This window comes from Mesorhizobium sp. M0830 (assembly GCF_040319965.1).
GTDB lineage: Bacteria > Pseudomonadota > Alphaproteobacteria > Rhizobiales > Rhizobiaceae > Mesorhizobium.
In genome coordinates, this window is sequence record NZ_JAMYOR010000030.1 from 23,360 (window position 1) to 49,552 (window position 26,193).

General features: G+C 60.7%; 17 protein-coding genes. 14 read left to right on the top strand and 3 right to left on the bottom strand.

From position 1 onward, the window contains the following. Positions 1-27: 27 nt before the first annotated feature. From NKI20_RS18575 to NKI20_RS18610, 8 genes are all read left to right on the top strand, one after another. Entirely contained in the window at positions 28-1,188 is a 1,161-nt protein-coding gene (locus NKI20_RS18575) for a DUF3095 domain-containing protein (protein WP_352605716.1), read from the top strand. A 115-nt stretch (positions 1,189-1,303) separates the two neighbouring features. Continuing rightward, complete coding sequence (locus NKI20_RS18580) at positions 1,304-2,647, top strand: nucleotide sugar dehydrogenase (protein ID WP_352832820.1); 1,344 nt, start codon at positions 1,304-1,306, stop codon at positions 2,645-2,647. Positions 2,648-2,909: 262 nt separating this feature from the next. After that, positions 2,910-4,250, top strand: a complete 1,341-nt coding sequence (locus NKI20_RS18585) for an adenylate/guanylate cyclase domain-containing protein (protein ID WP_352832822.1) — start codon at positions 2,910-2,912, stop codon at positions 4,248-4,250. 160 nt (positions 4,251-4,410) lie between these two features. After that, on the top strand, positions 4,411-6,306 hold the full coding sequence (locus tag NKI20_RS18590; protein WP_023762170.1) for an ABC transporter ATP-binding protein: 1,896 nt from the start codon (positions 4,411-4,413) through the stop codon (positions 6,304-6,306). Then, entirely contained in the window at positions 6,303-8,201 is a 1,899-nt protein-coding gene (locus NKI20_RS18595) for an ABC transporter substrate-binding protein (RefSeq protein WP_352832826.1), read from the top strand. The genes NKI20_RS18590 and NKI20_RS18595 overlap by 4 nt, the downstream gene beginning before the upstream one ends. 2 nt (positions 8,202-8,203) lie before the next feature. Then, entirely contained in the window at positions 8,204-9,202 is a 999-nt protein-coding gene (locus NKI20_RS18600; protein ID WP_031261060.1) for an ABC transporter permease, read from the top strand. Further along, positions 9,199-10,380, top strand: coding sequence for an ABC transporter permease (locus NKI20_RS18605; protein WP_352730669.1), 1,182 nt, complete (start codon positions 9,199-9,201; stop codon positions 10,378-10,380). The genes NKI20_RS18600 and NKI20_RS18605 overlap by 4 nt, the downstream gene beginning before the upstream one ends. Positions 10,381-10,551: 171 nt before the next feature. Next, positions 10,552-11,031 (top strand): class I SAM-dependent methyltransferase, encoded by a 480-nt coding sequence (locus NKI20_RS18610; RefSeq protein ID WP_352832900.1) that lies wholly within the window; start codon positions 10,552-10,554, stop codon positions 11,029-11,031. A gap of 48 nt (positions 11,032-11,079) precedes the next feature. On the opposite strand, the gene NKI20_RS18615 is transcribed toward NKI20_RS18610, so the two are convergent. After that, entirely contained in the window at positions 11,080-12,495 is a 1,416-nt protein-coding gene (locus NKI20_RS18615; RefSeq protein ID WP_352832830.1) for an adenylate/guanylate cyclase domain-containing protein, read from the bottom strand. 204 nt (positions 12,496-12,699) lie between these two features. On the opposite strand from NKI20_RS18615, the gene NKI20_RS18620 reads away from it, so the two are divergent. The 3 genes from NKI20_RS18620 (at position 12,700) to NKI20_RS18630 (ending at position 15,508) form a co-directional block, all read left to right on the top strand. Continuing rightward, positions 12,700-13,524, top strand: a complete 825-nt coding sequence (locus NKI20_RS18620; RefSeq protein ID WP_023762164.1) for a hypothetical protein — start codon at positions 12,700-12,702, stop codon at positions 13,522-13,524. A 74-nt stretch (positions 13,525-13,598) separates the two neighbouring features. Further along, positions 13,599-14,123, top strand: coding sequence for a GNAT family N-acetyltransferase (locus NKI20_RS18625; protein ID WP_352832834.1), 525 nt, complete (start codon positions 13,599-13,601; stop codon positions 14,121-14,123). After that, the gene (locus NKI20_RS18630; protein ID WP_352832837.1) at positions 14,123-15,508 is read left to right on the top strand and encodes a hypothetical protein; all 1,386 of its coding nucleotides are present in this window, start codon (positions 14,123-14,125) and stop codon (positions 15,506-15,508) included. The genes NKI20_RS18625 and NKI20_RS18630 overlap by 1 nt, the downstream gene beginning before the upstream one ends. 75 nt (positions 15,509-15,583) lie before the next feature. Here the strand turns inward: NKI20_RS18630 and NKI20_RS18635 are convergent, their stop codons facing one another. Both NKI20_RS18635 and NKI20_RS18640 read right to left on the bottom strand, forming a co-directional pair. Continuing rightward, on the bottom strand, positions 15,584-18,544 hold the full coding sequence (locus tag NKI20_RS18635) for a glycosyltransferase (protein ID WP_352832840.1): 2,961 nt from the start codon (positions 18,542-18,544) through the stop codon (positions 15,584-15,586). Between the two features lie 6 nt (positions 18,545-18,550). Next, positions 18,551-18,793 carry a glycosyltransferase gene (locus NKI20_RS18640; protein WP_352832843.1) on the bottom strand — a complete coding sequence of 81 codons (243 nt, stop codon included), beginning with the start codon at positions 18,791-18,793 and terminating at the stop codon, positions 18,551-18,553. A 240-nt stretch (positions 18,794-19,033) separates the two neighbouring features. Between NKI20_RS18640 and NKI20_RS18645 the strand changes: the two genes are divergently transcribed. The 3 genes from NKI20_RS18645 (at position 19,034) to NKI20_RS18655 (ending at position 25,835) form a co-directional block, all read left to right on the top strand. Next, positions 19,034-21,376, top strand: a complete 2,343-nt coding sequence (locus NKI20_RS18645) for a mechanosensitive ion channel family protein (RefSeq protein ID WP_023762159.1) — start codon at positions 19,034-19,036, stop codon at positions 21,374-21,376. 460 nt (positions 21,377-21,836) lie between these two features. Further along, entirely contained in the window at positions 21,837-25,136 is a 3,300-nt protein-coding gene (locus NKI20_RS18650; RefSeq protein WP_352832848.1) for an ATP-binding protein, read from the top strand. Between the two features lie 18 nt (positions 25,137-25,154). Further along, entirely contained in the window at positions 25,155-25,835 is a 681-nt protein-coding gene (locus NKI20_RS18655; RefSeq protein ID WP_023762157.1) for a redoxin domain-containing protein, read from the top strand. Positions 25,836-26,193 lie beyond the last annotated feature (358 nt).

The window sequence follows — 26,193 nt, forward strand, 5'->3', positions numbered from 1 at the left end:
AGCAGTGGAATGTGCTATCTGATGCTCATGGAAACAGCTGCCGCGTCCGACCCGTTTGTCGCTTCTCTGCCGGTCTTCGCAAAGTTCGAAAGCGTTGCCGATATCGACAACTATCGGCCTCTCCCCGATGGCTGGGCGCTGGCCACCGCCGACATTGTCGGCTCGACCAAGGCGATCGAGGCTGGACGCTACAAAACTGTCAATATGGCTGGCGCCAGCGTCATTTCGGCGCTGCTCAATGCGCTGGGTCGGCAAGATCTGCCCTTTGTCTTCGGCGGCGACGGCGCACTCGTCGCGTTTCCCGGCTCGGCGCTGGAGATCACCCGCAACGCGCTGGCGGCTGTCCAGAGATGGGTGGCGGACGAACTGGACCTGACCTTGCGAGCCGCAATCGTGCCGATAAAGGATATTCGAGCCCAAGGCCTCGACGTTCGCGTGGCGAGATTCCAGGCCTCCGAAGCGGTCTTCTACGCCATGTTCGCCGGCGGTGGCGGCAGTTGGGCGGAAGCCGAGATGAAAGCGGGGCGCTACCGCATCGATCCTGCGCCGGCCGGCGCGCGGCCGGACCTGACCGGCCTCTCCTGCCGCTGGAACCCGATCGAAACCCGGCATGGCGAAATCGTCTCGATCATAGCCATACCGGGGGCGTCGCGCGACTTGCGCGGTTTTCAGTATCTGGCATCCGACATCATCGCCCTTGCCCGCAGGCAGGAACGCGATGGCCACCCAGTGCCGGTGAACGGGCCGGACTACAGTTTGCTGCCCGCCGGCCTGGATATCGAGGCGCGGGCCACGGCGCCGGCGGGACGGCGGTGGTTGTCGAAGGTGTGGATAGTGTTCCTGATGACGCTTACGGCCGTCACCGATAGATATGGCTGGACGATCGGCAGTTTCGATCCGAGAATCTACAAACGCGACGTGGCCAGCAATTCGGATTTCCGGAAATTCGATGACGGCTTGAAGATGACCATCGACGTTGACGCTGATGTGTTGCAACGGATCGAGAACCGGCTGAAACAGGCGGAAGAGGCGGGCATCTGCAACTATGGCCTACACCGCCAGAAATCGGCCTTGATGACATGCCTCGTCGCCTCGCCTCTGCAGCGCGATCACGTTCATTTCATAGATGGTGCGGCCGGCGGCTATGCGATGGCTGCCGCAAGCTTGAAGGCAAAGTTGCCGGTCTGATGACGGCTTGCGGGAATCCTTTTTCCGCAATATGCCTCGGCCATGGTTCCTGGGACCATGGTAAGCCGCGCCATGGGAACGGCCAGCCTATCCGAATTAACGGGGAAGCAGATTTTTGGACGCTTCACGATCGGCATATGACCGTCTGCTGAACCGTATCTCGACGCACGCCGCGCAAGTCGGCGTGATCGGATTGGGCTATGTCGGGTTGCCGCTGGCAATTGCGGTCGCACGCGCCGGCTTCCCGGTTTTCGGCTTCGACATCGAAGCCCAGAAGGTCGAGAGCCTGAACAGCGGCCAATCTTACATCGAGGCGGTGACGTCGACAGCCCTTGCAGGCCACGTGGCGAGTGGACGGTTCCGCGCCACCGCGGATTTTGCCGAACTGTCCACCTGCGATATCATCATCATCTGCGTTCCTACACCGCTGACGAAAAACCGTGAGCCGGACCTCTCCTTTGTCAGGAACACGACTGGCACCATCGCAAGGTATCTGCGTCTCGGCCACCTCATCGTGCTGGAATCTACTACCTATCCCGGCACCACCGACGACGTGATCAAGCCCATGCTGGAAGAAACCGGCTTGCAGTCGAAGATAGACTTCTTCCTCGGCTTCTCGCCCGAACGCGAGGATCCCGGCAACCGCAGCTTTGAAGTCGCGACGATCCCGAAGGTCGTGGCAGGTGACGGCGTTGAAGCGGCGACGCTCGTGCAGGCTTTCTACCAAGGCGTGGTCAAAACCGTCGTTCCGGTTTCCACCACGGCGACCGCCGAGGCAGTCAAGCTGACGGAAAACATCTTCCGTTCGGTCAACATAGCCCTCGTCAACGAATTGAAGGTCGTGCTCGGCGCGATGGGCATCGACATCTGGGAGGTGATCGAGGCGGCCAAGAGCAAGCCGTTCGGCTACATGCCTTTCTATCCTGGCCCCGGATTGGGCGGGCACTGCGTTCCGATCGATCCCTTCTACCTGACGTGGAAGGCGCGCGAATACGAACTGCCGACCCGCTTCATCGAGCTGGCGGCAGAGATCAACACCGCCATGCCGCGTCATGTGGTCGATGAACTGGCGAAAGCGCTGGACCGGCGCTGCGGCAAGGCGCTCAGCCGCTCGCGCATTCTCATCATCGGGCTCGCCTATAAGAAGAATGTGCCCGACATACGCGAAAGCCCCTCATTGCGGCTCATTGAACTCATCGAGGAATGGGGCGGCAAGGCGGAATTCCACGATCCGCATGTTCCCGAGATCCCGACCACAAGGGAGCATATGGCGATCAAGGGGCGCCGCTCGGTCGAATTGACCGAGGCGGCCTTGAAGGATTTCGATGCTGTCGTCGTTGCAACCGACCATGACGCGATCGACTATCAGACAATCGCTGATCACGCCCTTCTGATCGTCGACACACGCAATGTTTTTGGCCGTCTCGGGCTCGTCCGAGAGACGGTGGTGAAGGCCTGACTGCGTCCCAGCCGGCGAATTTTCTGGCCGATGTCAGGATCGTGATTGCACTCCGCCCGCAGCTTCGCCACATAACGTCACAAGACATGAATGCAGTTAAGCCTGTTCCTTGGTTGCAAGGACAGTCATTCGGGAAATTCTTTCGCCGATCTGCCGCCGAAGCCGGCCTCGTTGACTTTGGGGTATCTTTGGGTCGCTGGCGGAACTGTGTTATGGCGGATCGAAGGATAACGGCTCCGTCTTCGACGGGTTTCGAGGTGGTATGAGCACGGCGCAAGCAGAAATTTCCACAATTCTCATGGATAAGGTTGCCGATTGGCTGACTCAGTCGGCGCTGGCGGGCAACGAGCTGGAAACATTGGTAAAGGGGTTTTGCGAACGGCTGGCTGCTGCCGGCCTGCCGCTGAAGCGGGTGCATTTGAGCTTTTCGATGCTTCATCCGCTTTATGACGCGCTTGGCTTCACCTGGGTTCGCGGCCAAGGCATGGAAGTGGAAGGCTTCCGCAAAAAGGACGGCGTCCATTCTGACAGATTCCTGACCAGCCCATACTACCATCTGCTCAGCAACAAGCTCGACCATCTGCGGCGTCGGCTCGACCCGTCGGTCCCGTCGGAATTTCCTGTTTTCGATGAACTCAGGCTTATGGGCGTGACCGATTACATTGCCTTCGTCCATCCTTTTAACGGCAATACCAGTCAGGGCATGATCGGGTCCTGGTCCACCGACAGTGCTTCAGGTTTCACCGACAGCATGATTTCGGCGCTGCTGCGTATCCAAAACCATCTCGCCATCGCTACCAAAATGGCGGTGCTCACCAAGCTGGCCGACAACATGATGACCACTTATCTCGGCGGCGACGCCGGCAGACGCGTGCTGGACGGCCAGATCAAGCGCGGCGAGGGCGACACAATCCGGGCCGCGCTGGTCATGGCCGATATGCGCGGGTCGACAAGGCTCGCCGAAACTTCCGGCCGCGAAATCTACATCGATACGCTGAACCAGTTTTTCGATGCCATTGCTGCACCTTTCAATCGCAAAGGCGGGCAGATCATGAGTTTCATAGGGGATGGCTTCATTGCCGTCTACCCTTGCGAAAGGCATCGCTCGCAGTCCGAGACCGCCTGCCAGTCTGCTCTGGCGGCAGCGCACAAAGCCACTGCGCGCATGATCGATCTCAATCTGCGAAGGAAGGAACAGGGGTTGGCCGACATAAAATTTGGCATCGGCCTGCATGTCGGCAACGTGATGTTCGGCAATGTCGGGCTTACCGACCGGCTCACATTCTCTGTCTTCGGCTCGGCAGTAAACGAGGTCCAGCGCCTCCAGACCCTGACCAAGAAATATCCGCACTGCGTTCTCGCCAGCAAAGACTTCGCCGGCTATTGCGGCGCTAACAGCTGGCTAACGCTCGGCAACGAGGAACTGGCGGGGGTCAAGCAGAAGCTGACGGTGCTTTCACCCGATCTGTCGGGCGCTCTCGCACTCGATGAAGACCGTGCGCTGGAGCCGACTTACGACCGGAGATCGGAGGCCGAGCAGGTCATGCTGCTTCATCGCGATGCCGCTCGGCTGTCGGCGGGCGACCCGAGGAAGCTCCAGTAGCTCGCCCCAATCTGATCCGAACACCTTTGGTAACCGGTCCGGTCGCCGGATTCGCCACTGGCGACCGCTTCGAATCCAAGTTGCTCTAGGCTGGTAATGCGCTAGTCTCGCTTTCTGGGCCTGCCGCTCGGCAGGCCGCCAGGGTGGGGCTGGTGTGAGAATGAATTCGGGTGTTGATCTACTGCGGGTCGAAGATGTTGGCATCTCTTTTGCCATTGTCGGGGGACCGTTGCATGCCGTCAGGCGTGCAAATCTTCGCGTCCTGCCCGGCAAGGTTACCGCGCTTGTGGGCGAGTCCGGTTCCGGAAAATCGGTTCTTAGCCAGGCAGTGATGGGCATTTTGCCGAACACAGCCCATGTTCGTGGCCGTATCCTATTTTCCGATCCTGAAAAGCCTGGCACGACGCAGGATATCCTGCAGATGCCGCGTGATGGACCCGAAATCCGGGCGTTGAGAGGCAGCCGCATCGGCAAGATTTTTCAGGAGCCGATGATATCGCTGTCGCCGCTGCACACGATCGGCAACCAGGTCAGCGAATCCCTGCAGATTCATACGCCCCTGCCTCGGGCAGAGCGCAAGGCGCGGACCGAGGAAATGCTCAGCCTTGTCGGCTTTCCTAATCCCAAGCGCGCCTATGACATGTATCCGTTTGAACTTTCGGGAGGACTGCGTCAGCGCGCCATGATCGCCATGGCGCTTATCTGCCGGCCCGCCCTGTTGATCGCCGACGAGCCGACGACGGCGTTGGACGTCACCATCCAGGCGCAAATCCTGCAATTGCTGCGCGGGCTTCAGAGCAAGCTGAACATGGCGATGCTGCTGATCACGCACGACCTCGGCGTGGTCGCCAATGTCGCCGACGAGGTTGTGGTTATCTACCATGGCGAGATCATGGAAGCGGGACCTGTCGAGGCGATATTCCGCCGGCCAGGTCACCCTTACCTGAGGGGCCTGATGGCAGCCGTTCCGCATTTCGACCTGAAGCCTGGTGAAAGGCTAAAGGCGCTCCGCGAGGTGCCTGTGAATGTCGGGAACCTGCTCGGCAAACAGACGGCGCCGGCATCGAAGGGGCCGGACGACATCCTGCTATCGGTCAGGGATCTGGAAAAGACCTTCACCATCCGCAAGTCCGGATGGTTCGGCGGGGATCATCAAACCTCTGTTCGCGCCGTAGACGGCGTGAGCTTCGATATCAGGCGGGGTGAGTGCCTGGGTCTGGTCGGCGAAAGCGGCTCCGGCAAAACCACCGTCAGCAAGATCCTCATGCGGGCTGTCACCCCCAGCGGTGGCTCTGTGATCTTCAACGGCCGCGATGGACCGATCGACGTCTTGGAAGGCAAGGGAGACGCCCTGCGCCTGCTGCGAGCGAAAATCCAGATGGTCTTCCAGGATCCGGTTTCGTCGCTTTCACCTCGCATGACGGTGGAGAACATCTTGAGCGAGCCGTTGGAAATCCATCAACGGGGCAATGCCGCATCCCGACTAGCCACGGTCAAGAGCCTTATGCAGGCAATCGGGCTCGATCCGCGCTTCATCAAGCGATATCCGCACAGTTTCTCCGGCGGGCAGCGTCAGCGTATCGGCATCGCGCGCGCGTTGGCGCTGGGGCCTGAACTCCTGATCTGCGACGAGCCGGTTTCGGCGCTCGATGTCTCTGTCCAGGCGCAGATCCTGAACCTCTTGAAGGACCTGCAGAAGGAACTGGGCCTGACCTACCTATTCATATCCCACAACCTGGCGGTGGTGGACTACATGGCAGACCGCATCGCAGTGATGTGCGGCGGGCGTATCGTCGAGCTTGCCCCGCGCGAAATTCTGCTTAGGAAACCGGTCCACCCCTACACGCGCTCACTGGTCGCCGCAGTACCTTTTCCCGATCTCGACAGGCCGATGGATTTCAAGACGTTGAAGCTCAGCGGCGCCTCCGACACCAGCGCATGGGGACCGCAATTCCGCGACGAGGGCGACGAGGGTATGCTGTCGCCGCTCGATCTTGGCGGTGGCCACCTCGTGCTGGCCCGACGTTCGGCCGATGTCAGCGAGCTACGCCCTTGATCAGCCGGCGCACCGTCCTTGGGCTCATGACTTCGGCATTTCTGCCGGGCACGTTGCACGCGGGCGATCTGGAGCCGGACTTTTTTCTGCCGCAGCTGAAGGCCAAGGCGCTGCCGGCACTCACGGAACGCCTGCCCAAGAACCCGCGCGTGTTGAATCTCGCTGCGATGGGCCGGCAGCCCGGCCAGTATGGCGGCACGCTGCGCACGATCATCGGCAGCCAGAAAGATATCCGGATGATGACGATCTATGGGTATGCTCGCCTGGTCGGCTATGACGAAAAGCTTAACATGCAACCCGACATTCTCGAAAGTTTCGACGTAGCGCATGATCGCGTCTTCACTTTCAAGATGCGGGAAGGACATAAATGGTCTGACGGCAGCCTGTTGACGCCGGAGGACTTTCGCTATTGCTGGGAAGATGTCTGGCTGAACGATGAGCTTTCGCAAGGCGGCCTTGCCCCGGGCCTGCTGGCGGATGGCAAGCCGCCACGCTTCGAGATCGTCGACCCGTTGACGGTCCGCTACAGTTGGGAGGCGCCAAATCCCGACTTCCTGCCCAAGCTCGCTGCCGCCTCGCCGCTATCGCTTGTCCTGCCGGCCGCCTATCTCAAGCAGTTCCACAAGAAGTACCAGGATCCATTCCGGCTCGCCGGCCTCATGACGGAGAACCGGGTCCAGAAATGGACGCTCCTGCATATCCGCATGTCGAGGCAGTATCGCCCGGAGAACCCGGAGCTGCCGACGCTCGATCCCTGGCAGAACCGGACCAAGCCGCCGGCTGAGCAGTTCATCTTCGAGCGAAACCCGTTCTTTCATCGGACAGACGAGAATGGCCGGCAACTGCCCTATGTTGACCGGATTGTCATGAACGTCAGTTCGTCGGCGATCATTTCCGCCAAGACCGGTGCGGGCGAGAGCGACCTGCAAGCCATGGGAATTGACTTCGCCGATTACTCCTTCCTGAAGGATACGGAGAAGCGCTACCCGGTGAAGATGCATCTCTGGAAACGCACACAGGGTTCGCGGCTGGCGCTGCTGCCCAATCTGAATTGTGCCGACCAGGTGTGGCGTGGCCTTTTTCGTGACGTGCGCGTGCGCCGCGCACTGTCGCTCGCTGTGGACAGGCGCGAGATCAATCTGGCCGTGTTCTACGGATTGGCGCAGGAAAGTGCAGATACGGTCCTGCCGGAGAGCCCGCTCTACCGGCCGGAATTCGCGAAGGCCTGGGTCGCCCATGATCCCGACAAGGCCAACGCCCTGCTCGACGAGGTCGGGCTTCAGGCGCACGACGCTGATGGCCTGCGGATACTTCCCGATGGACGCCCGGCTCAGATCATAGTGGAAACGGCCGGCGAAAGCACCTTGGAAACCGACGCGCTCGAACTCATCACCGATCACTGGCGCCAGATAGGCATCGCCCTGTTCGTACGGACTTCTCAGCGCGACATCTTCCGCAGCCGCGCGCTTGGCGGCCAGATCATGATGTCGATGTGGTCGGGCATCGACAATGGCGTGCCGACCCCCGACATGAACCCGTACCAGTTGGCCCCCACCATCGACGACCAGCTGCAATGGCCGCTCTGGGGTGCTTACTATCTGTCCCATGGCAAGATGGGTGAGGCGCCCGATCTTCCTGAAGTGGTCGAGTTGGTGGCTTTACTCAAGCGCTGGAACGCATCGACCGATGCCGCGGAGCGCGCCGAAATCTGGAATTCAATGCTGTCGATTTACACCGATCAGGTGTTTTCGATCGGCACGGTGAACGGAACACATCAGCCGGTTCTGGCGTCCTCACGACTGCGCAATCTGCCTGACAAGGCGCTCTACGGCTATGACCCGACCGCCTATTTCGGTGTCTACATGCCGGATACATTCTGGCTTGGAGAGTCCTGAGCGTGTTTCGATATATTGTCTGGCGCATCGCTGTGATGGTTCCAACGCTGCTGATCATATCGGCGCTGGTGTTCACGATCATCGAACTTCCCCCAGGCGACTATTTCGACAGCTATGTCTCCGAGCTTCGGGCTCAGGGCGAAGCGGTGGATTCCGATCGCATCCAAATGATGCGGAAGGAATATGGTTTCGACCAGCCGCCGGTCATTCGCTACTTCTACTGGGTCGGCGGGATGCTGCACGGCGATTTCGGCTATTCCTTCGAGTATGAGTTGCCGGTTCGCGACGTCGTCGGGGACCGAATGTGGCTGACCGTGCTGGTTTCCTTCGTCACGATCATATTCACCTGGCTCATCGCCTTTCCGATCGGCATGTACTCTGCCACGCATCAATACAGTTGGGGCGACTACGGCCTTACTCTCTTCGGCCTTCTCGGCCTTGCCATTCCGAATTTCATGCTGGCGCTGATCCTGATGTATTTCGCCAATATCTGGTTCGGCACCTCCATCGGCCATCTCATGGACCCGCAATATCTCAGTGAGCCGATGAGCTGGGACAAGGCGAAGTCGATCCTCGCCCATCTCTGGATCCCGGTCTTGATCATCGGCACTGGCGGCACGGCAAGCATGATCCGGCGGCTGCGCGCCAATCTGCTCGATGAGCTTCACAAGCAATATGTCGTGACCGCGCGCGCCAAAGGCCTTCATCCCTTCAGGGCGCTCGTCAAATATCCGCTGCGCATGGCGCTCAATTTCTTCATTTCCGACATCGGCTCTATCCTGCCGGCCATCATCTCCGGTGCCGAAATCACCGCGATAGTGCTGTCTTTGGAAACGACCGGGCCGATGCTGATCAGAGCGCTGCAAAGCCAGGATATGTATCTGGCGGGGTCGTTCCTGATGTTCCTCGCCTTCCTGACGGTCATCGGCGTCCTGATTTCCGACTTGGCGCTCGCGCTCCTTGATCCGCGAATTCGTTTGCAGGGCGGCAGCACAAAATGAACACGCAATCGCCGCTGCCCGCTCCGGGTGCCCCACTGCAACACTACGTCTCCATCGCGCCCTTTGACCTGCAATCGGTCGAGGCGATGACGGCGGAGCAGTCGAAGGTCTTTCAGGCGTCGCAGTTGCGCCTGATGTGGTGGAAATTCCGACGGCATCGGCTCGCCCTTGTATCCGGCATATTCCTGGCAGCGCTCTATTTCGGGATACTGATCTGCGAGTTCCTGGCGCCCTACAATCTGCACACGCGCAACATGGACTACATCTATTCGCCGCCGCAGCGGGTGCACCTGTTCCACAACGGCCAACTCGTCGGGCCGTTCGTCTATGGCCGCCAGATGACGCTGGACATGGATACGCTCAAGCGGAACTACATCGAGAAGCCGGATGATGTTCAGCGGATCCGTTTCTTCTGCAAGGGCGACAGTTACCGGTTCTGGGGCCTGATCGAAGGTGACAGGCATTTTGTCTGCCCTGCTGAAAACGGCGAGCTTTTTCTGGCCGGCACTGACAGGCTGGGGCGCGATGTGCTCTCGCGCATCATCTATGGCGCACGTATTTCACTGACAATCGGCCTTGTCGGCATCAGTTTCAGCTTCCTGCTCGGCATCGTCATAGGTGGACTGGCTGGCTATCACGGCGGTATCTTCGACCTTATCGTTCAACGGATAATCGAAGTTCTGCAATCGATCCCCAGTATTCCGCTATGGCTGGCTCTGGCGGCGATCATGCCGATAACCTGGAGTCCGATCCTGATCTATTTCGGCATCACCGTCATCCTCGGGCTGCTCCACTGGACCGGACTGGCGCGGGCCGTGCGTTCAAAGCTTCTTGCCTTGCGCGAGGAGGATTACGTTCTGGCAGCGCAATTGATGGGCGCCAACAGCAGCCGCATTATCCGGCGGCACCTCATTCCCGGCTTCATGTCGCATCTGATCGCGACGGCGACGATCTCCATACCCGGCATGATCCTGGGCGAGACGGCGCTGAGCTTCCTCGGGCTCGGCCTGAGGCCGCCGACAACCAGCTGGGGCATCCTGCTAACCGAGGCGCGCAGCGTTAGCGTCATCGCGTTCTATCCATGGCTGCTTTTGCCGATGCTCCCCGTCATTCTCGTCATCTTGGCGTTCAACTTCCTCGGGGACGGCTTGCGGGACGCCGCAGACCCATACAAATGACATCGCTATTCCGGCGCGCCGGGCCGTCAACTCCACCGGTACGATCCTCGTCGGCAGCCTGTTCGGTTGTTGCAGTGTTCATCGTTGGCCTCTATATGCGACGAGGCTCGATCGGGGTTTTATCGCGGGCATTGCCGATCTCTTGAGCTGGTTCAGGACACACAAACGCATATGAGTCGGCTCGAGAGTTTCATCCGCAGGATGACCGCACAGCGCGACATTCTCGATCAAGTCTGCGCGGAGGTGGCGAAGATCGAGGGCCCCGTGATCGAACTCGGCCTCGGCAATGGACGGACGTTCCACCATCTGCGCGAGCGCCTGCCCGGGCGCCGGATCGTGGCGTTCGACCGCGCACTCGCCGCCCATTCCAGCTCAATTCCCGAAGCTGAAAACCTCGTCCTCGGCGAAATACGTGAGACGGCGAGCAGGTTCATTGGCATCGACGCCGCTCTTGTTCATGCCGACCTTGGCACCGGCTATGAAGATCGCGATGCAGTGACTTCTACCTGGCTTCCCGATCTGACCGCGCGCCTGCTTCGCGTCGGCGGCATCGCGGTCAGCGGCACGCCGCTCGATCACCCACAGTTGCAACGCCTCCCGCCGCCCCCTTCGGTACCCGCCGATCGCTATTTTATCTGTAGGCGCGTGTGAGGGGCCGAGACGACCCCAATCTTCAGGGGCCCCAAGGGGCCCTAATCTTCAGGGGATCGTATATACTGCTATCTCTCGCTCGATGCCGCGCAGCGAGACTTCGTGAGGCACAGGCGTCAGCGCGTTCCTGCGCAACAGATCAGCGGTGAGATTGTCGTCGACCACCGCGCGGGTGGCGAAGATCGCCTGTGCGTTGGCCAGGTTCTGGACCCGTGAAGCAATGTTGACCGTCTGGCCGAAATAGTCCTGTCGCTCGTTCATGGACACGGCGATGCAGGGGCCGGCATGGACTCCGATCTTGAGCAGCAGATCCTCGCGCCCGCTCTTGTCATTGAGCGCACGCATGGCATCGCGCATCCTGAGGGCCGCGGCAATCGCACGATCAGGCGTCGCGAAGGTCGCCATCACTGCATCACCGATCGTCTTCACCACCGCGCCTGCCTCCGCGGCGACGATCTCGTGCAGAACCTGGAAATGCGCGCGCACGAGATCGAAGGCGGAAAGGTCCCCCACCCGCTCGTAAAGCGCGGTCGATCCGCGCAGGTCGGTGAACAGGAAGGTCAGGCTGGTGATCTTCAGGCGCTGGTTGATGTCGAGCGTATCCGTGCGATAGAGATCGCGAAACGTCTGGTTGGTGAGCAGGCGCTTGGCGGTGAGAAAGGGCCGGCGTTTGCCCAGCAAATCATGCAATGCCTGGCCGGCGATGAAGACCGTCGGCAGCACGCGGGTGTCGGTCCTGTTTTCCAGCGAAATGCGCAACGGGCCGGGCCGCATCTCCAGAGTCTGGTTTTGGACATGGTCGCGGTCGAAGACCAAAGAGAGGCTTCGGCGCTCCTTTGTTGGTTCGCCCTTCACGTCGATGAACTGCGCTGAATGGGTGACCGGCTCGAAGACGATGATGAATTCGGACGGAAGCTGTATGGGCAGAACCGCCTTTTCACCGGGAGCAAGTTCGATATCCTCCAGCGAGAACGCTTCGATCGTCTTCGCGAAATCTTCTTCCGGCAGATCAACGCCGGACGCCCAGTAGATTTGGCTGAAATATTCCACCATCGGCAGTTCGTGTGGATTGTGGGCGGCAATCCTGCGCACGCGGGGACTCACGGTGAATGTCACCTCGACCATCTCGTCGAGGGTCGGCGAATAGCCCTCGGAGCACAGCGCGCAGGTGTATTCGTCCTTCTGCAGGGTTTTCAGCGTGGCGTTGGTGTCGAGCACGCCGCCACAGCCGGGGCACAGAACATTCCAGGAAATGTCGAAGATGCCCACCCGCGCCGCGTGGAGAAAGGCGCCTATGGTCCGCTCCTCGTCGAGGCCATGCTTGCTGGCGAAGGCTGGCGCATTGATGCGGCAAAGTTCGCGGTCCTTGCCCTCCGAGATGGTCCGCTTGATCGCGTCGATTGCCAGTGGATCGACATCGGTCGATTGCCGCAGAAGCGAGAACAGATCCTGAGCTTCGTTCATCGTGCAGGCTCCGGAAAATGCGCCCTCGGGGCGTGTTGACCGGACCGGTCTTTGGTCCAAGTGCTCAATCTTACTTCGAAACGGACCGTACGGCTATCGAATGGATAAGCCCTGGTGGCAGTTCAATTTCCATTCGGCGGATTTTCATCGGCGGCAAGCGGCACTATGGTGGTTCACGGGCATTCATCTTTGGGGCTTTCTCCCATGCCGACATCCAACAACCCGCCATTTCCCGCGGCCCTGCGCCTGTTCTCCGCGGCGGTCATCATCGTCCTGATCGTGGGCGCTGGCCTGTTTTTTGCGCCTGTGCTAGTCAAGCCGCGCTGGCCTTGGGCCGTCACGCCGTTCAATGCCCGCTTTCTCGGCGGCTTCTACACCGCCGAAATGGTCGTGATGGCGGCGCTGCTGTTCTGGAATCGCTGGTCGCCCGGCAGGCTCGTGCTCGTCATGGCCTTCATCTTCACCGTCATCGTCTCGGTGGCTTCGTTCATCAATCTCGGCTATTTCAACTTCGAGCGCAAAGCGCCCTGGCTCTGGTTTTTGGTCTATCTTGCTTCGGTCGCGGTATCCGGGCTGTTCCTGTGGCGGGCAAGGGCCCGTCCTTCTGCAAAAGGCGCGATCTTAAACCCCGCATGGCGCGGCTACATGCGGATGGAATCGGCGGTCCTCGGGCTCTATGGCGTCGGCCTGTTGCTGTTTCCCCTGACATTCAACAGCATCTGGCCCTGGCCGGTCGATGCCTTCCACGCTCAGGTCTACAGCGCCATCTTCCTCGCCGGTGCGGGCGGCACATATCTCGTCTGGAAAAGCGCGCCGCCCGAGGAACTGCTGGTGCTCGGCTTGGCGCAGTTTCTGGTTGGCCTGCTTGCCATCCTTGGCCTCGTCATCACCGACGCGGCGGTGCACCGGATCGACTGGACGGCGACCGGGACATTGTTCTGGCTCGCCCTTTTCGGCTGGATCGGGATCAGCGGCGCCTTCAAACTCTACGCCGCCTCCCGGTATTTTGGCTCGCAATCGGCATCATAGGTTGCAGAGAAGGCTGGATTTCCAGATGACGTCCGGTGCATCGTGCCGGGCCGATTGCCTTCGCCGGGAACGCCATGACCAGTACGACCTCGCCATCTTCCGACAAAATCCAGCCGCAGCTCCGATCCGTCCGGCCAAGCGATGCGGAGGCGCTTTGCGCTATCTTCAACATGCCGGGCTTCCGCTGGGGCACACTCAGGATGCCCTTCGAGATGGTCGAGCAGGTGGAGCGGCGCATCGCCAAGTCCGGCCAGGAAACCACCTGGATCGTTGCGGAGTTGGACGGCAAGGTCGTCGGCCATGGCAGCCTGGTCGTGCAGGGTTCGCCGCGCCGTTCGCATATCGGCGAGATCAATATCGGCCTTGACGATGCCTTTGTCGGCAAGGGCATCGGCTCTGCCATACTTAGCGCGCTGCTCGACGTGGCCGACAACTGGCGGGCCCTGAAGCGGGTCGAGTTGACCGTCTATGCCGACAACGAACCAGCCATCCGCCTCTACAAAGGCCACGGCTTCGAGGTCGAAGGCCGGCATGTGAAGGCCGGTTTTACCGACGGGCAGTACCACGACCTCCTGAGCATGGCACGGCTGCGGTTCTGATGACCGCCGTCTTTGATCCAACCCCTACGCCTCCGGCGGAAATTCTGGCTGTGCTGTCGCTGCTCTGCCCGGAAGTCGTGCGTGACATCGAGCAGAACTGGAATGCACCGGTTTCCGATTACGCCCGCCATCTGTGGCGGCCGGTGGCAAGGCCTGCATCGGCCCCGACGATCGCTGCCCGCTCGATCCTGCGCGAAGTCCTGCATCAGCGCCTTGGCGTGATCATGCAGCCTGAAGAGATCGGCAAGGCCCTCGAAGAGTTCGAGGACAGACCGGTGATTCAGTCCGGCCTGCATTGCCTGCTTCTGATGGACAGGATCACCTTCGATGCCCTCCTGCTTGCCTGGCTCGGCGCGGTCGAAAACGGGCTGTCGGCCTTCTTCGGTTTCATGGGAACGACGATGACCATGGAGACAATTGGCCGGGAGGGGCCGGGATGGCTCGACGTCGGCGACGACAAGGTCAACCTGTTTGGCATGGGACGCCACAAACTGTGCCGCAAAAGCGCCTGCGTGGCCGGTCCCGTCTCCCTCAACAAGCGCGCGCTCGAGGCAGTGGGCGATGAAACGGATGCCAGCCGCTGGCTGGGCACATTGCTTGCCAGCCAGGACAAGGTGTTTGGAACCGCCGCAGACGCGCTGACAGCCCTCAACGAGGATCTGGTCGCCGATTGGGATCGTTCCGGCATGGCCCTGCCGGTTTTCATCGATGATCGGCTCGCCGCTTCTGCCATGGCGCGGCATCTAGAAAATGACGGCAGCCTTCTTTCCAGGCTGCTCATTGAGCCCGCAAGGCGCCAGCGTCTCGAACGTGCCTTGCAAGAGGCCGAATCGAGCCCGTTTGGCAGATTCCTGCCTAATGCCACGGCCTATTTCTGGGGCATCCGCGAGGAGCGCGTGCGCAAGCTCGTCCTCGATAACGGGCGTCTGATCGAGCCTGACAGGCCGCATGGTCTTTCCATCCCGTTCGAGCGGCCGCACCTCAGGCAGGCGCTGTTGGACGGCGTGCTGCTGCCGAACTTGTTCCTGACGTTCCTCGTCCTTGCCATATTGCCGCGTGTCCGGGTTGTGGGCGGCCTGAGACAGATTGGCTATGTAGCGCTTTTCCACTCGATTCTGCTGGCTGCGCTGGACGAAAACGCGCCGGAAGAGCGCGATTTGGCTACGGAGCTGCAGGTCCGGGAAAATGCCTGGGGCATGCGGGTCATCGACGAAAAGATTTCGGTCCGCGAGCAGCTTGCCGGCCTGCCGGAAGGGGCGCTCTTCCCGGACCTGCTCCGGCAATACCGATCGCGCACATTTGCTGAGACGACCGGCGACCTGAGATTGGTTCGCGAAAACGCCCGATGGCGCAAGATCGGCCAAGCAGTGATCAAGGGGACCTGAGCCTCACTTAAGGCCTCCTTCCAGATTGGTGCACAACGGCAAGCGACGGCGACTATCGGTGAGCGACCGACCGCTTCATTCGAGCACCGCCTCGACAATGGCAACAAAGTCATCAAGCGAGCGATCCCCGCGAATCTCGATGCGTGGAAGGTCGATGGGATCGCAATCGAGATCCGCCGGCCCATGTCTACCGCCGAAGCCGATCCGATAACCGCACTCCTTGGCAAGCTGTCCAAGCCGTCGGTCGGTGACGGAGAATGGTGCCGCGAACGCCGTGGTTGGCCGACCGGTCCACCGTTCGATGAACATACGAGAGCGCAGGAGCTCGGCGGCCAGGTCACAGCTCGACAGGCCATCGATCGCGCGATGCGTCGCCAGATGGCTTCCGAAAAACGCACCTTCGGCCGAGAGGCGTCGCACCGTCGCGGCGTCCATAAGCCGCGTCGGCGGACCGATATCGGCGTCCCACTTTGCACTTTCGCCCACCAGATCTGTCACCAGGAAAACTTCCGCGGTCAGGTCGTTGGCGCGCAAGATCGGCCAGGCATGGTCGGCAAAGTTCTGGAAGCCGTCGTCGAAGGTGATGAGCACCGGGCGGCCAACGAAAGGGTGACGGTTGGCGATGGACTGTTCCAACTGCTCGGACCCAATCGCGTGAAAGCCATTTGCGCGCAGCCGCGCCATCTGGCTGGCGAATGCTGCGGGCGTGAGCCGAAAACGGGCGAGCGCGGCCGGGCCATCATCGGCGACGCTGTGATACATCAGGACAGGGACACGCTGCCGCCGCTCGCTACGGGCGACGTCGCGGCGCAAGGCCCGCGCCCCGCCCCAGACGATATTTCGCGCGACGCCGATTTCGATGGGCGCGCGGATTGGCACATGATCGATCACCGGTTCCGTCGCCACATCGTCCGGCGACAGGCGGCGGAAGCGGTCTATGCGGTAGAGCTCGGTCTGGATCGATTGCTCAAGGACGAGGCCTTCGGTCGCCGCCAGCGTCTCCGAGATCGCTTGCGCACCGAATGTGTTCCAGTCGAAGCCCGTCCTTTCAACATTGTCACGCAGCACGAATGCGTGTGCGCTGATGAAACTGCCGCCAGGCGCCAACGCCCCAGCGAATTTTTTGGCGATGCGCTGCAACTCGGTGAGATCATCCAGGTAGTAGAGCACCTCCGAACAGAAGATCAGATCCATCTCATCCGGCAGCGCGTCGGCGGAGAAATCCAGTACACCGAATTCAATGTTCGGCTGATCGCTGCATCGCGCACGGGCCCGCTCGATGGCTATGGCGGAGATGTCAGTTGCAGTCAGATGGCCCACACGCGGCGCCAGCTGCCGTGTGAAGTGGCCCTCCGCGCAGGCCAGCTCAAGCGCCCGTCCGATGGGACCAGCAGGCAGGATTTCGAGCTGCCGCTGATATTTTTCCTGCTCATAGGGCGAGCCGTACTTCCACGGGTCCTCGGTCGCGAAATAGCTGTTCCAGAACGCCGTGCGATCACTCCTGTCCGCGGTCCGTGCTCGGCGCGGCGTTGCAGGAGGTGGTGCAGGTTCGGCGCTTGATCGAACCAGCTCCCGCGCTTCAGCGGCCAATTGGGCGAGTTTGCCGAAGTGGCTGTCCGGATCGAGCCGACGTTCGCCTGCGGACAACAATGCCTCGGCTGCAAGCGCGTTTGACGTGTCGGCACCAGCGCCCTTTTGCCGTACAGGCGATCGTCTCGAAAGCCTTGCGGCACTGTCTACAATCCGCTCAGGGGGCACGATATCCAGGATCAATCCAATCCAATGATCCCCGGTCACTGTCCCGAGTACGCCGAACTGCACGACAGCCTCGATCTGGCCATCGATCATCAGATAGGCGTAGATTTGATCGATTCCTTCCGGAAGGTCGATCGAGGTCGGATTTCGAGCGTCGACACGAATTCCGAGTGTCCGCGCCAGTCTGCGCGGCGCGGCAAGATCGTCGACGTCGAGAAGCATTTGCTCAAGGTGATACTGGACGCGGCGAGCGGCGACGGGATTGTCCCAGACTTTGCCGAGTTCGATGATCAACTCGGTGAGGGAGCCGCCGAACCTGTCCCAACTGGCAGCCAATTGCGCTGGCACCGAAAGGCTTCCAACCATAAGGCCATCGAAGACCACCGTGGCGATCTCACGCGCCCACTTACGTCCTGCCGGGAGCGCGCGCAGGGACTGCGGGTTGATCGAGTGCCAGCCGCGGCCGCAATCCGACGCGGCGTTCCACAACGCGAACCACGCGAGTGCTTCGGAAGCGGTGCTGCCGTTCGCCGAGATCGCTCCATTGGCGTGTGCCGGTGCTGGGTGTTTGACCCTGGGATCAGCAGAAAAGCCGCGGGCGATCACGATTTCCGCATCTAGCATCATCTGTGTCGAATTGCGGGAGAGCGCGTTGGGGCTGATCCGACAGTAAGCGAGCGGCTCGTCGACCATCACCCAATTTTTGCCTAGACGTGCGAGGCGCTGCCACAGATCCCAGTCCTCGCAGGTGCGCAGCGACACATCGAAACCGCCCAACTCGACAATTGCCTCCCGATCGACCAGAAGCGCGTGAGTGCGAATGGCACACCGGCGGGCGAATGTTTCGAAGGGCTGGATCGCAACCTCCGTTGAAATGCTCGAAGGAGTGAGTTCGCCATCGGGCATCACGCGCCGAGAACCGCAATAGGCGGCCACTGCATCGGGCGCGGTTTTCAGTGCGGCCAGCATTTTTGCAAGGAAGCTGGCATCCACCCAATCGTCAGCATCCAGAAACATGAGCCAGTGGCCGCGCGCTCTCGAAATCCCGCTGTTGCGCGCGCCGGCGGCGCTATACGCGCAAGACCTCAACGTCCGAAATCGGGCATCGTGCTCCACATAACCGGCGATGATGGCAGGGGTGCTGTCCGTGGAGGCGTCGTCGATGATGATTGCCTCCCAATCCAATATTTCCTGATCGAGAAGGCAATCGAGTGCGCGCGCCAGCGTCACCTCCGCATTGTGCGCAGGAACCACGATTGAAACCAAAGGATTATGCGCCACGCCGTCTTACCCGCGCCTGGTTCGAAGGCAGAACAAAAGTCCGGAAACATAGCCTGCGATTGCCTGCCAAAGGAAGCGGTCGTCAGGGACGATGTTCAACGGCGATCCGCCCGTCGACCCATCGTCTACCGCGACCATGCTCAGTACGTGGTAGGCCTGCCGGCGGATGCTGACAAGCGTTGCGCCGATGGTTTGCTCGGCATCGAACATCGAGACCACACCGGCTGCGGTAGCATCGTCGTGGATCATCGAGCTTTCGTTTTCTTCTGCAAGAGTCGGCGGATGACGGCATCGGATGGCAGCACCGCTCTGTCAAGATCGGGGCGAATTAGGGCAGGCAAAAACGCTTGAAGACAGGGCTGAATGGCAAGCGCTCATGCCCTCGTGGTATAGGCTTGGGATCCTGGTGCCGGGCGTCGGTCTAGCTCGCAACGATGAAGTCTTGCACCTCAACATCTGTTTCTCCAAGGTAGGGCAACAACGGACATAATGTCGTCGCTTGTCGATTTTGACCAGAAGGTTAACAGCACGGTGCCACTCATGATTGGACGATCGGGAGCCACGAACCTGGCGCGCCCGGCGCAGCGTCTCGGGTACCTGACGGCGATGCTGGTCCTGGTTGCCAGGCCGCTCGTCTTTGGGATCGCCCTCTTGTTGGCTGGCCAGGCACAGGCGCAGGCGCCGGCGACCGTCCCGCCTGAAAGGGTCAAACAGCTGTTCGAGCTTCTCGACGATCCAACAGTGAAGGCCTGGGTGGCTGAACAACGAAATCAGGACGCCGGATCGACGGGCACGCCTGCCGAGGCAGGGGCTTCGCCGACCGACGCATCGTCCGGCGCCGTGGCCGCACCGGGCCAGATGAATACGATGGCATCCTCGACGCTCGATCGGGTCAGGCACCATATCGAACGAATCGTGCGAACCTTGCCCCTGCTGCCAGGCCAGTTCGCGCGCGTACGCGCAGAGACGATGCAGGACATGTCCAGCAAGGGGTCCGCAAGCGTATTTATGCTGATTGCGATGTTCATTGCTGCCGGCCTGGCGCTCACTTGGGCAACGTATAAAGTCACACGTCCATTTCGTCTTTGGATTATCGTGCAACCGAAGGATACGCCAATCGGGCGAGCCAAGAAGATTGGTGGTCGCGCGCTTTATTCCAGCATGCTGATTGTCTCTTTCGCACTGGGCAGCGCCGGCGCGTTTATGTTGTTCGACTGGCCGATGCTTATCCGCGAGATTGTATTGACATTCCTGATGGCGGCGGTCCTCACATGGGGTGTGCGCATGTACGTCATGGCCATGCTCGTCCCTTCCTTCATGAACGTCGAGAACGCCGTCGAGGTTCGGGGTTTGCCGATCACCAACGTAGTGGCGGACCATTGGTCCTATTGGCTGCCCCGGATCGTCGGCGTCTTCGCCTTTTTCGGCGCCGCGTTTATCCTCTTGCCGGGTCTCGGCATCGATCAGGACGGAATGATGGTCCTGTCACTGGGCGCCGATTTCGTGCTGCTGCTGCTGTTGCTGCTTGCCATCTGGCGTCGGCCAAGAACGCAGCGAGACGGTGTGCGCCACAGCGGTCACACGGAAGTGACATGGTTGTTGACTGCTTATTTCGTCGTCCTGTTCCTGCAGCGTGTAGCCGGGCTCTATATATACTTCTGGTTTACCTTCGCCGCATTCTTCCTGCCGTTCGCAATCGTGCTGACACAGCGCGGGGTTAATTTCGTCCTGCGGCCGGGTTCGGAAGATGTCGGCCGGCCTACGATCCCGGCGGTGACGATCGCTGTCATCGATCGCGGAATCCGGATGATTTTGATCCTGGCGGCGGCTTACTTTCTCGCGGGTGTCTGGGGTCTGAACATGCAGTCGATGCGCGACAGCGATACGACGACGATGTTCATTTTGCGAGGCTTGATCAATGTCGTGGTCATTGCCCTCGCAGCCGATTTCGGCTGGTCGATCATCAAGGCTTTGATCGAACGGAAGCTGGGCATCGAAATACCGCACCCTGTGATCAGCGACGAGGACGTCCCGATCCTCGATCCGCAGCAGGCGCGGCTGAACACGCTCTTGCCGATCCTCCAGAACATGCTGCTCGCATTGATCGTTGTGATGGCGGTGCTGATGATGCTCGCCTCCATGGGTATCCAGATCGGCCCGCTGATCGCTGGCGCTGGCGTCGTCGGCGTCGCGGTGGGCTTTGGCGCACAAACCGTCGTCAAGGACGTCATTTCAGGCGTGTTTTTTCTGCTCGATGATGCGTTTCGTGTCGGCGAATATATTTCCTCGGGCAATTACAAGGGGACGGTGGAAAGTTTTTCGCTGCGCTCGGTGAAGCTGCGCCACCATCGTGGCCCGCTGTTCACGATACCTTTCGGTGAACTCGGGGCAGTCCAGAACCAGAGCCGTGACTGGGTTATCGACAAATTCAACATCACCGTTGGCTATGACACCGATATCGACTTCGCTCGCAAGCTGATCAAGCGCATCGGCCTCGAACTGGCGGAAGATCCGGAGTTCAAAAACTGGGTGCTCGACCCAATCAAGATGCAGGGTGTGCAGGAGTTCGGCGAATACGGCATCGTGTTGAGGGTCAAGGCCATGACCAGACCGGGAGGCGCCTTCGGTATGAAACGCAAATTCTATGTGCGCCTGCGCCAAGTCTTCAAGGAACAGGGCATCGAGCTCCCATTCCCGACCGTCCACATCCAGGGGCTGCAGACCCCACATGAGGCAGAGAATGCGCCATTGGAGGTCACACCCGAGTTGCAAATGGCTGTCGCGCAGTCGCACACCAATCGGCGCAGGAAAAAAGCCAGCACAACGGAGTAGGAAGACTGTGACATCTACCGGCGGCTTGCGCGCATCGCCCATGGCAGGGATCGCCTTCTATCTTCAACTGTTTAAGCCGAAAAAAGCGTAACGAGCCTCGCCGATCCCGACTATACTCTGACAGCTGCCGGCAGTGACGTGGCCTTTGCGTCAAACTCTATATGCCGGTACGGCAGCGATCTTGCCGTTATGGCGGTCGATATTGAAAGTCAGGATGAGTGGCCTTGATCACGCGTCTCCTCATCTCAACGCTAGCAGGTGGCAAGAGGGAACTTTCGCAACGATGGCCACGGCGCCGTCCGGACCGGCAGCGCTCTGCCCCAGGACCGCACCGATCGCTCAATGCCCATTTTGCACTGCCGCTTGCTGGTCGACGGCTATCGGTTCATCCTTGTGATACCCTGGCCGTGAAGTGCGTAGCTAGATCACACCGTCACGGCCCCTAGCGAGGTCTTGTTCTATGGACTGCTCAGGCTGCGGTTTCGAGGTTGAGAGCGGTTACGCTTTCTGTCCGAGGTGTGGTAGGCGCCAGCCCGTGCTTTGCGCCAGTTGCGGCTATCCCTGCGCACCTGATTTCGAGTTCTGTCCGAAATGTGGGGCAAGCGTCGGTGCGTCCGCAAAAGCCGTCGAACGGCCTGCTCCGACACCAAGCCAGACCATTGTGCCGCCTTCTCGGACTCCGTCGCTGCTTGCGAACATCGAACGCGAAGAAGGGCTGCATCCCGTCTCTGACGCCGATCGCCGGACGGTAACGGTCCTGTTCGCCGACCTTTGCGGCTTCACGACACTCAGCGAGCAACTCGACCCCGAGGTCATGCAAGCGCTGCAGAACGAACTGTTCAAGGAATTGACCGCGGCCGTCCGAAACTTTGGTGGCTTCGTCGACAAATTCATCGGCGATGCACTGCTCGCTTTGTTCGGTGCGCCGGTCGCGCATGAGGACGATCCGGAGCGTGCGCTTCGCGCCGCTCTCGACATGATCGCCCGGACGGCGCGGTTGGGCGAAGGCACCTCCCACTCCGGCTCGCCTCTGTTACTCCACATCGGCATTAACACGGGTCCTGTTGTTACTGGCGGATTGGGCATCGGCACCGCCAAATCCTATTCGGTTACCGGCGACACGGTGAATACGGCGCAACGTCTCCAATCGCTCGCCGCGCCGGGTGAGGTGCTGGTAGGCGAGCTCACTCACAGGCTGACCCGGCATGCCTTCTCTTACGAGCCGCTGGGTGATGTCGTGCTTCGCGGCAAGGCTGGCAGTGTGCTCGTCCATCGACTCGATGCCCCGCTAGCGGCGCCGCGTGCAGCGCGTGGGCTCGACGCGCTCGGCCTCAGCGCGCCGATAATAGGTCGTGGTGCGGAGCTCAACAGAATGCTGGCGAGCCTTGACCAGGCGTGTGGCGGCTCGGCCCAACTTGTGCGCCTCGTCGGAGAAGCCGGTATCGGGAAATCGCGGCTGGTGAAGGAGTTCGTCGCCCGCGTCGGCGATGAGGATCGTTTTCGCAACGTCGCTGTGCGGCAGGCCACCTGCTCACCGCTGGGCGAACAATCATTTGGCGCCTTGGGTGCGGTGGTGCGCAGCGCTGCCGGGATGATGCAAAACGACAATGGGGACGAAATGCGGGAGAAGCTCGCAGCCTTGCTTACCGATCTCGGCCTGCAGGGCGAGGAGGCAAAGCGATTGATGCCTCTGCTCTACCATGTGCTTGGCCTTGGCGACCCCGATGCCACGTTGCAGCATGTCGAGCCCGAGCAGTTGCGGCGGCAAATTCTCTACGCAGTCCGCACGATCATCGAACGGCGGCTTGCGCTGTCACCGCTGTTGATTGTCGTCGAAGACCTGCACTGGGCCGATGCTGTGTCGCTTGAGGCGCTACGTTTCGTGATGGACAGGTTGGAACGCACGCGGTTGATGTTGCTGGTCACCCACCGTCCGGCGCCGGACAGCGGCCAGCTCGACTCAAGTCGGGTCAGTCATACAGCGCTGAGACTTTCGCCACTTAACAGTAATGACGGCCGCAGCCTGCTGGCGGCGCTTTTCGGCGAGAGCTGGGTAAACTCTGCAGGCGGGCTTCTCGAGCAAATCCTCGAGCGCGCGGGCGGCAACCCCCTTTTTCTAGAGGAGATCGTTCGCGGCCTTATCGATCGCGGTGTACTGATGCGCGAGGGCCAGCGATGGCGGACTGTGGCAGGCGAAGTCGCAACCGGCATTCCCGCCACTATCCAGGCAATGTTGCTTGCTCGCGTCGACCGGCTGCCCCAAGAGGTGCGCCGATTGGCCCAGGAAGCCGCGGTAATCGGCCCGCGCTTCGATGCCACGCTTCTGAAAACCGTGACAGCCGACCCCGGCCGGCTTGAAGCCGCCTGCGAAATGCTGTGCGATGCGGAAATCATCGAGGAAGTTGCCGGATCAGGCTCGGTCTCGTCGCAAAGCTACCGCTTTACGCAAACGTTGCTGCAGGACGTGATCTATCAGAATCTGCTCCTGCAACGCCGCACCGACATCCACGGGCGGGTCGGTGCTGCCTTGGAGAAAATGTGCGGCGGCAAGCCGGAACGACTCGAGGATTTGACAGTGCTCGGTCATCATTTCGCACAGAGCGCCGAACGGGAGAAGGGCGCGCATTACCTGCAGGCAGCGGGCGATCGCGCTCGCATGATATACGCCAACGATGACGCCCTTCGTCTCTACGAGCGAGCACTGACTGCGTTGGGCGCCGTCGGGCAAACGCCGCTCAAACTGGCAATTCAAGAGTGCATTGCCGATCTGAGCGGCCCGGCAGGCCACCGCGAGATCGCGCACAGCCACTATGACACGGTGTTGCAGGCATACCGCGAGTCAGGCGATCGTGTCGCTTCGGCGCGAGTTTTGCGTAAGATCGGCCGGCTGCTCTGGGACGTCGGCAAGCGGGACCACGCAGAATCCCGCTATGCTGAAGCGGCAGCGCTCCTCGATGGAGCGGATGCCCCGGTCGAGCAGGCGCATCTCTGGCAAGAACGTGGCCGACAGGCATTCCGTAGCGGAGATCATGCTCTCGCGGCAAAATGGGCAGACGCAGCGCTGGATTGCGTAGGCACTCTGACGACGGAACATGTCTCCGAGGTGGGGCGCGGTGCCACTCTTGTGACCGCCGAGGCACTCAATACCAAGGCTGTGGCGTTGGCTCGTCTTGGGCGAAACCATGAAGCCGTGCGTCAGGTTGAGCGTAGCATTGAATTGGCCGAAGCCGCCGGTCTGCTGGGCGCGGCCTGCCGCGGCTACACCAATCTCGGCGTGCTTTACACGACCATCGATCCGGCACGGGCGATGGAGGTCTGTCGGCGCGGTCTTGAAGTGGCGCGCCACATTGGTGATTTGGGCTTCCAGGCGCGCCTCCTCGCCAATTTGGCGGTCGCTTGTTGTACCTTCACGGATCGCTGTCCAACGGAGGGCGTGCCTGCTGCCGAGAAGGCCATCGAGATCGACCGGGCACTCGACCAGCGCGAGCACCTGCCGGTGCCGTTGATCGTGCTTGGGCAGATCCACCAGTGCAACGGCCGTCCGGAACTGGCGGTTGGCTTGTTCAACGAAGCACTGGAGGTAGCCCGCGAAACGGCCGAACCCCAACTGCTGTTTCCGTGCTATGATGGTCTTGCAACGCTTAATCTCGACCTCGACAATCTGGCCGAGGCCGAACGCTACTTTTCCTTGGCGCAGGGTGTATGCGCCCAGCACGGGCTCGACCCGGAGACGCTTGTGGTGCTGCCTTTTCTCGATTAGCCGGGGTTGGAGGTTGAAATGTCCGCGCGCAGTGACTTGGTACCGCTTCAACCGGGCGACCGGGCGCCAAACGTGGTACTCGACGCCATTTCCCAGGAAGGCAAGATCGCGCTTGACGACTTTCGCGGGCATAAACCGGTCCTTGTTGGCCTGTTTCGAGGTCTGCATTGTGCGTTTTGCCGGCGCCATATCGCCGCCCAGGCGCGGCTTGATCCGGAACTGCGTGAAAAGGGCGTGCAGAGCCTGACGGTGGTCAACACGCCGATCGAACGGGCGCGTCTCTATTTCCGCTACCACCCGATGCCAAATCTGCTTGCGGCGTCCGACCCTGAACGCGCTTCACATCGTGCTTTTGGACTGCCCAATCTCGAATTCACCGAAAACGAGACGAACTGGCCGTACAAGGTCTCGATGGCAATGGCGAAGGATATGCGGGTCGACTTACCAGGCGAGTTGCCCGGTCCCATGGATCCTTTTGCGGCCAGCGAATTCCTCGGCAAGAAGGACAATTACGAAGTGACCGAAGCCGACGAGCAGATGATGGCAACGGGACACGGACAATTGATAGGTCAATTCCTGCTGGACCGGCAGGGGATCGTCCGGTGGAGCTTCACGGAGGTTCCAGAGGGTGGGCGATACATGTTTGGAGCTCCAAACCCGCAGGAGTTGATGTCAGCAGTGTCCCAAGTCGCCCAATAGAGACCCTTGCAGGAGTAAGTTGCGGCGATGCGCACGCAATCGCGTCTATCCCCGCATGATGCGATAGACATTTGCATCGCCCTCGACACCGAGGTCTGCACGCAGCATCGTTGTGGTGCCTGCGGCAGGAACGTCATGCCCCGCACGGTCCGCCGACCTATGTCTGCTGCCGAAGCCGGTTCGATAGCCGCACTCCTTAGCCTGCCAAGCCGTCGGTCGGTGACAGAGAAGGGTGCCGCGAACGTCGCGGTTGGGTCCACTTTTCAATAACTACAAGAGAGCGCAGGAGTTCGGCGGCAAGCTCAGAGCTCGACAGACCGTCGATCGCGCGATGCGTGCCGAACTGCAGCACAGCTCT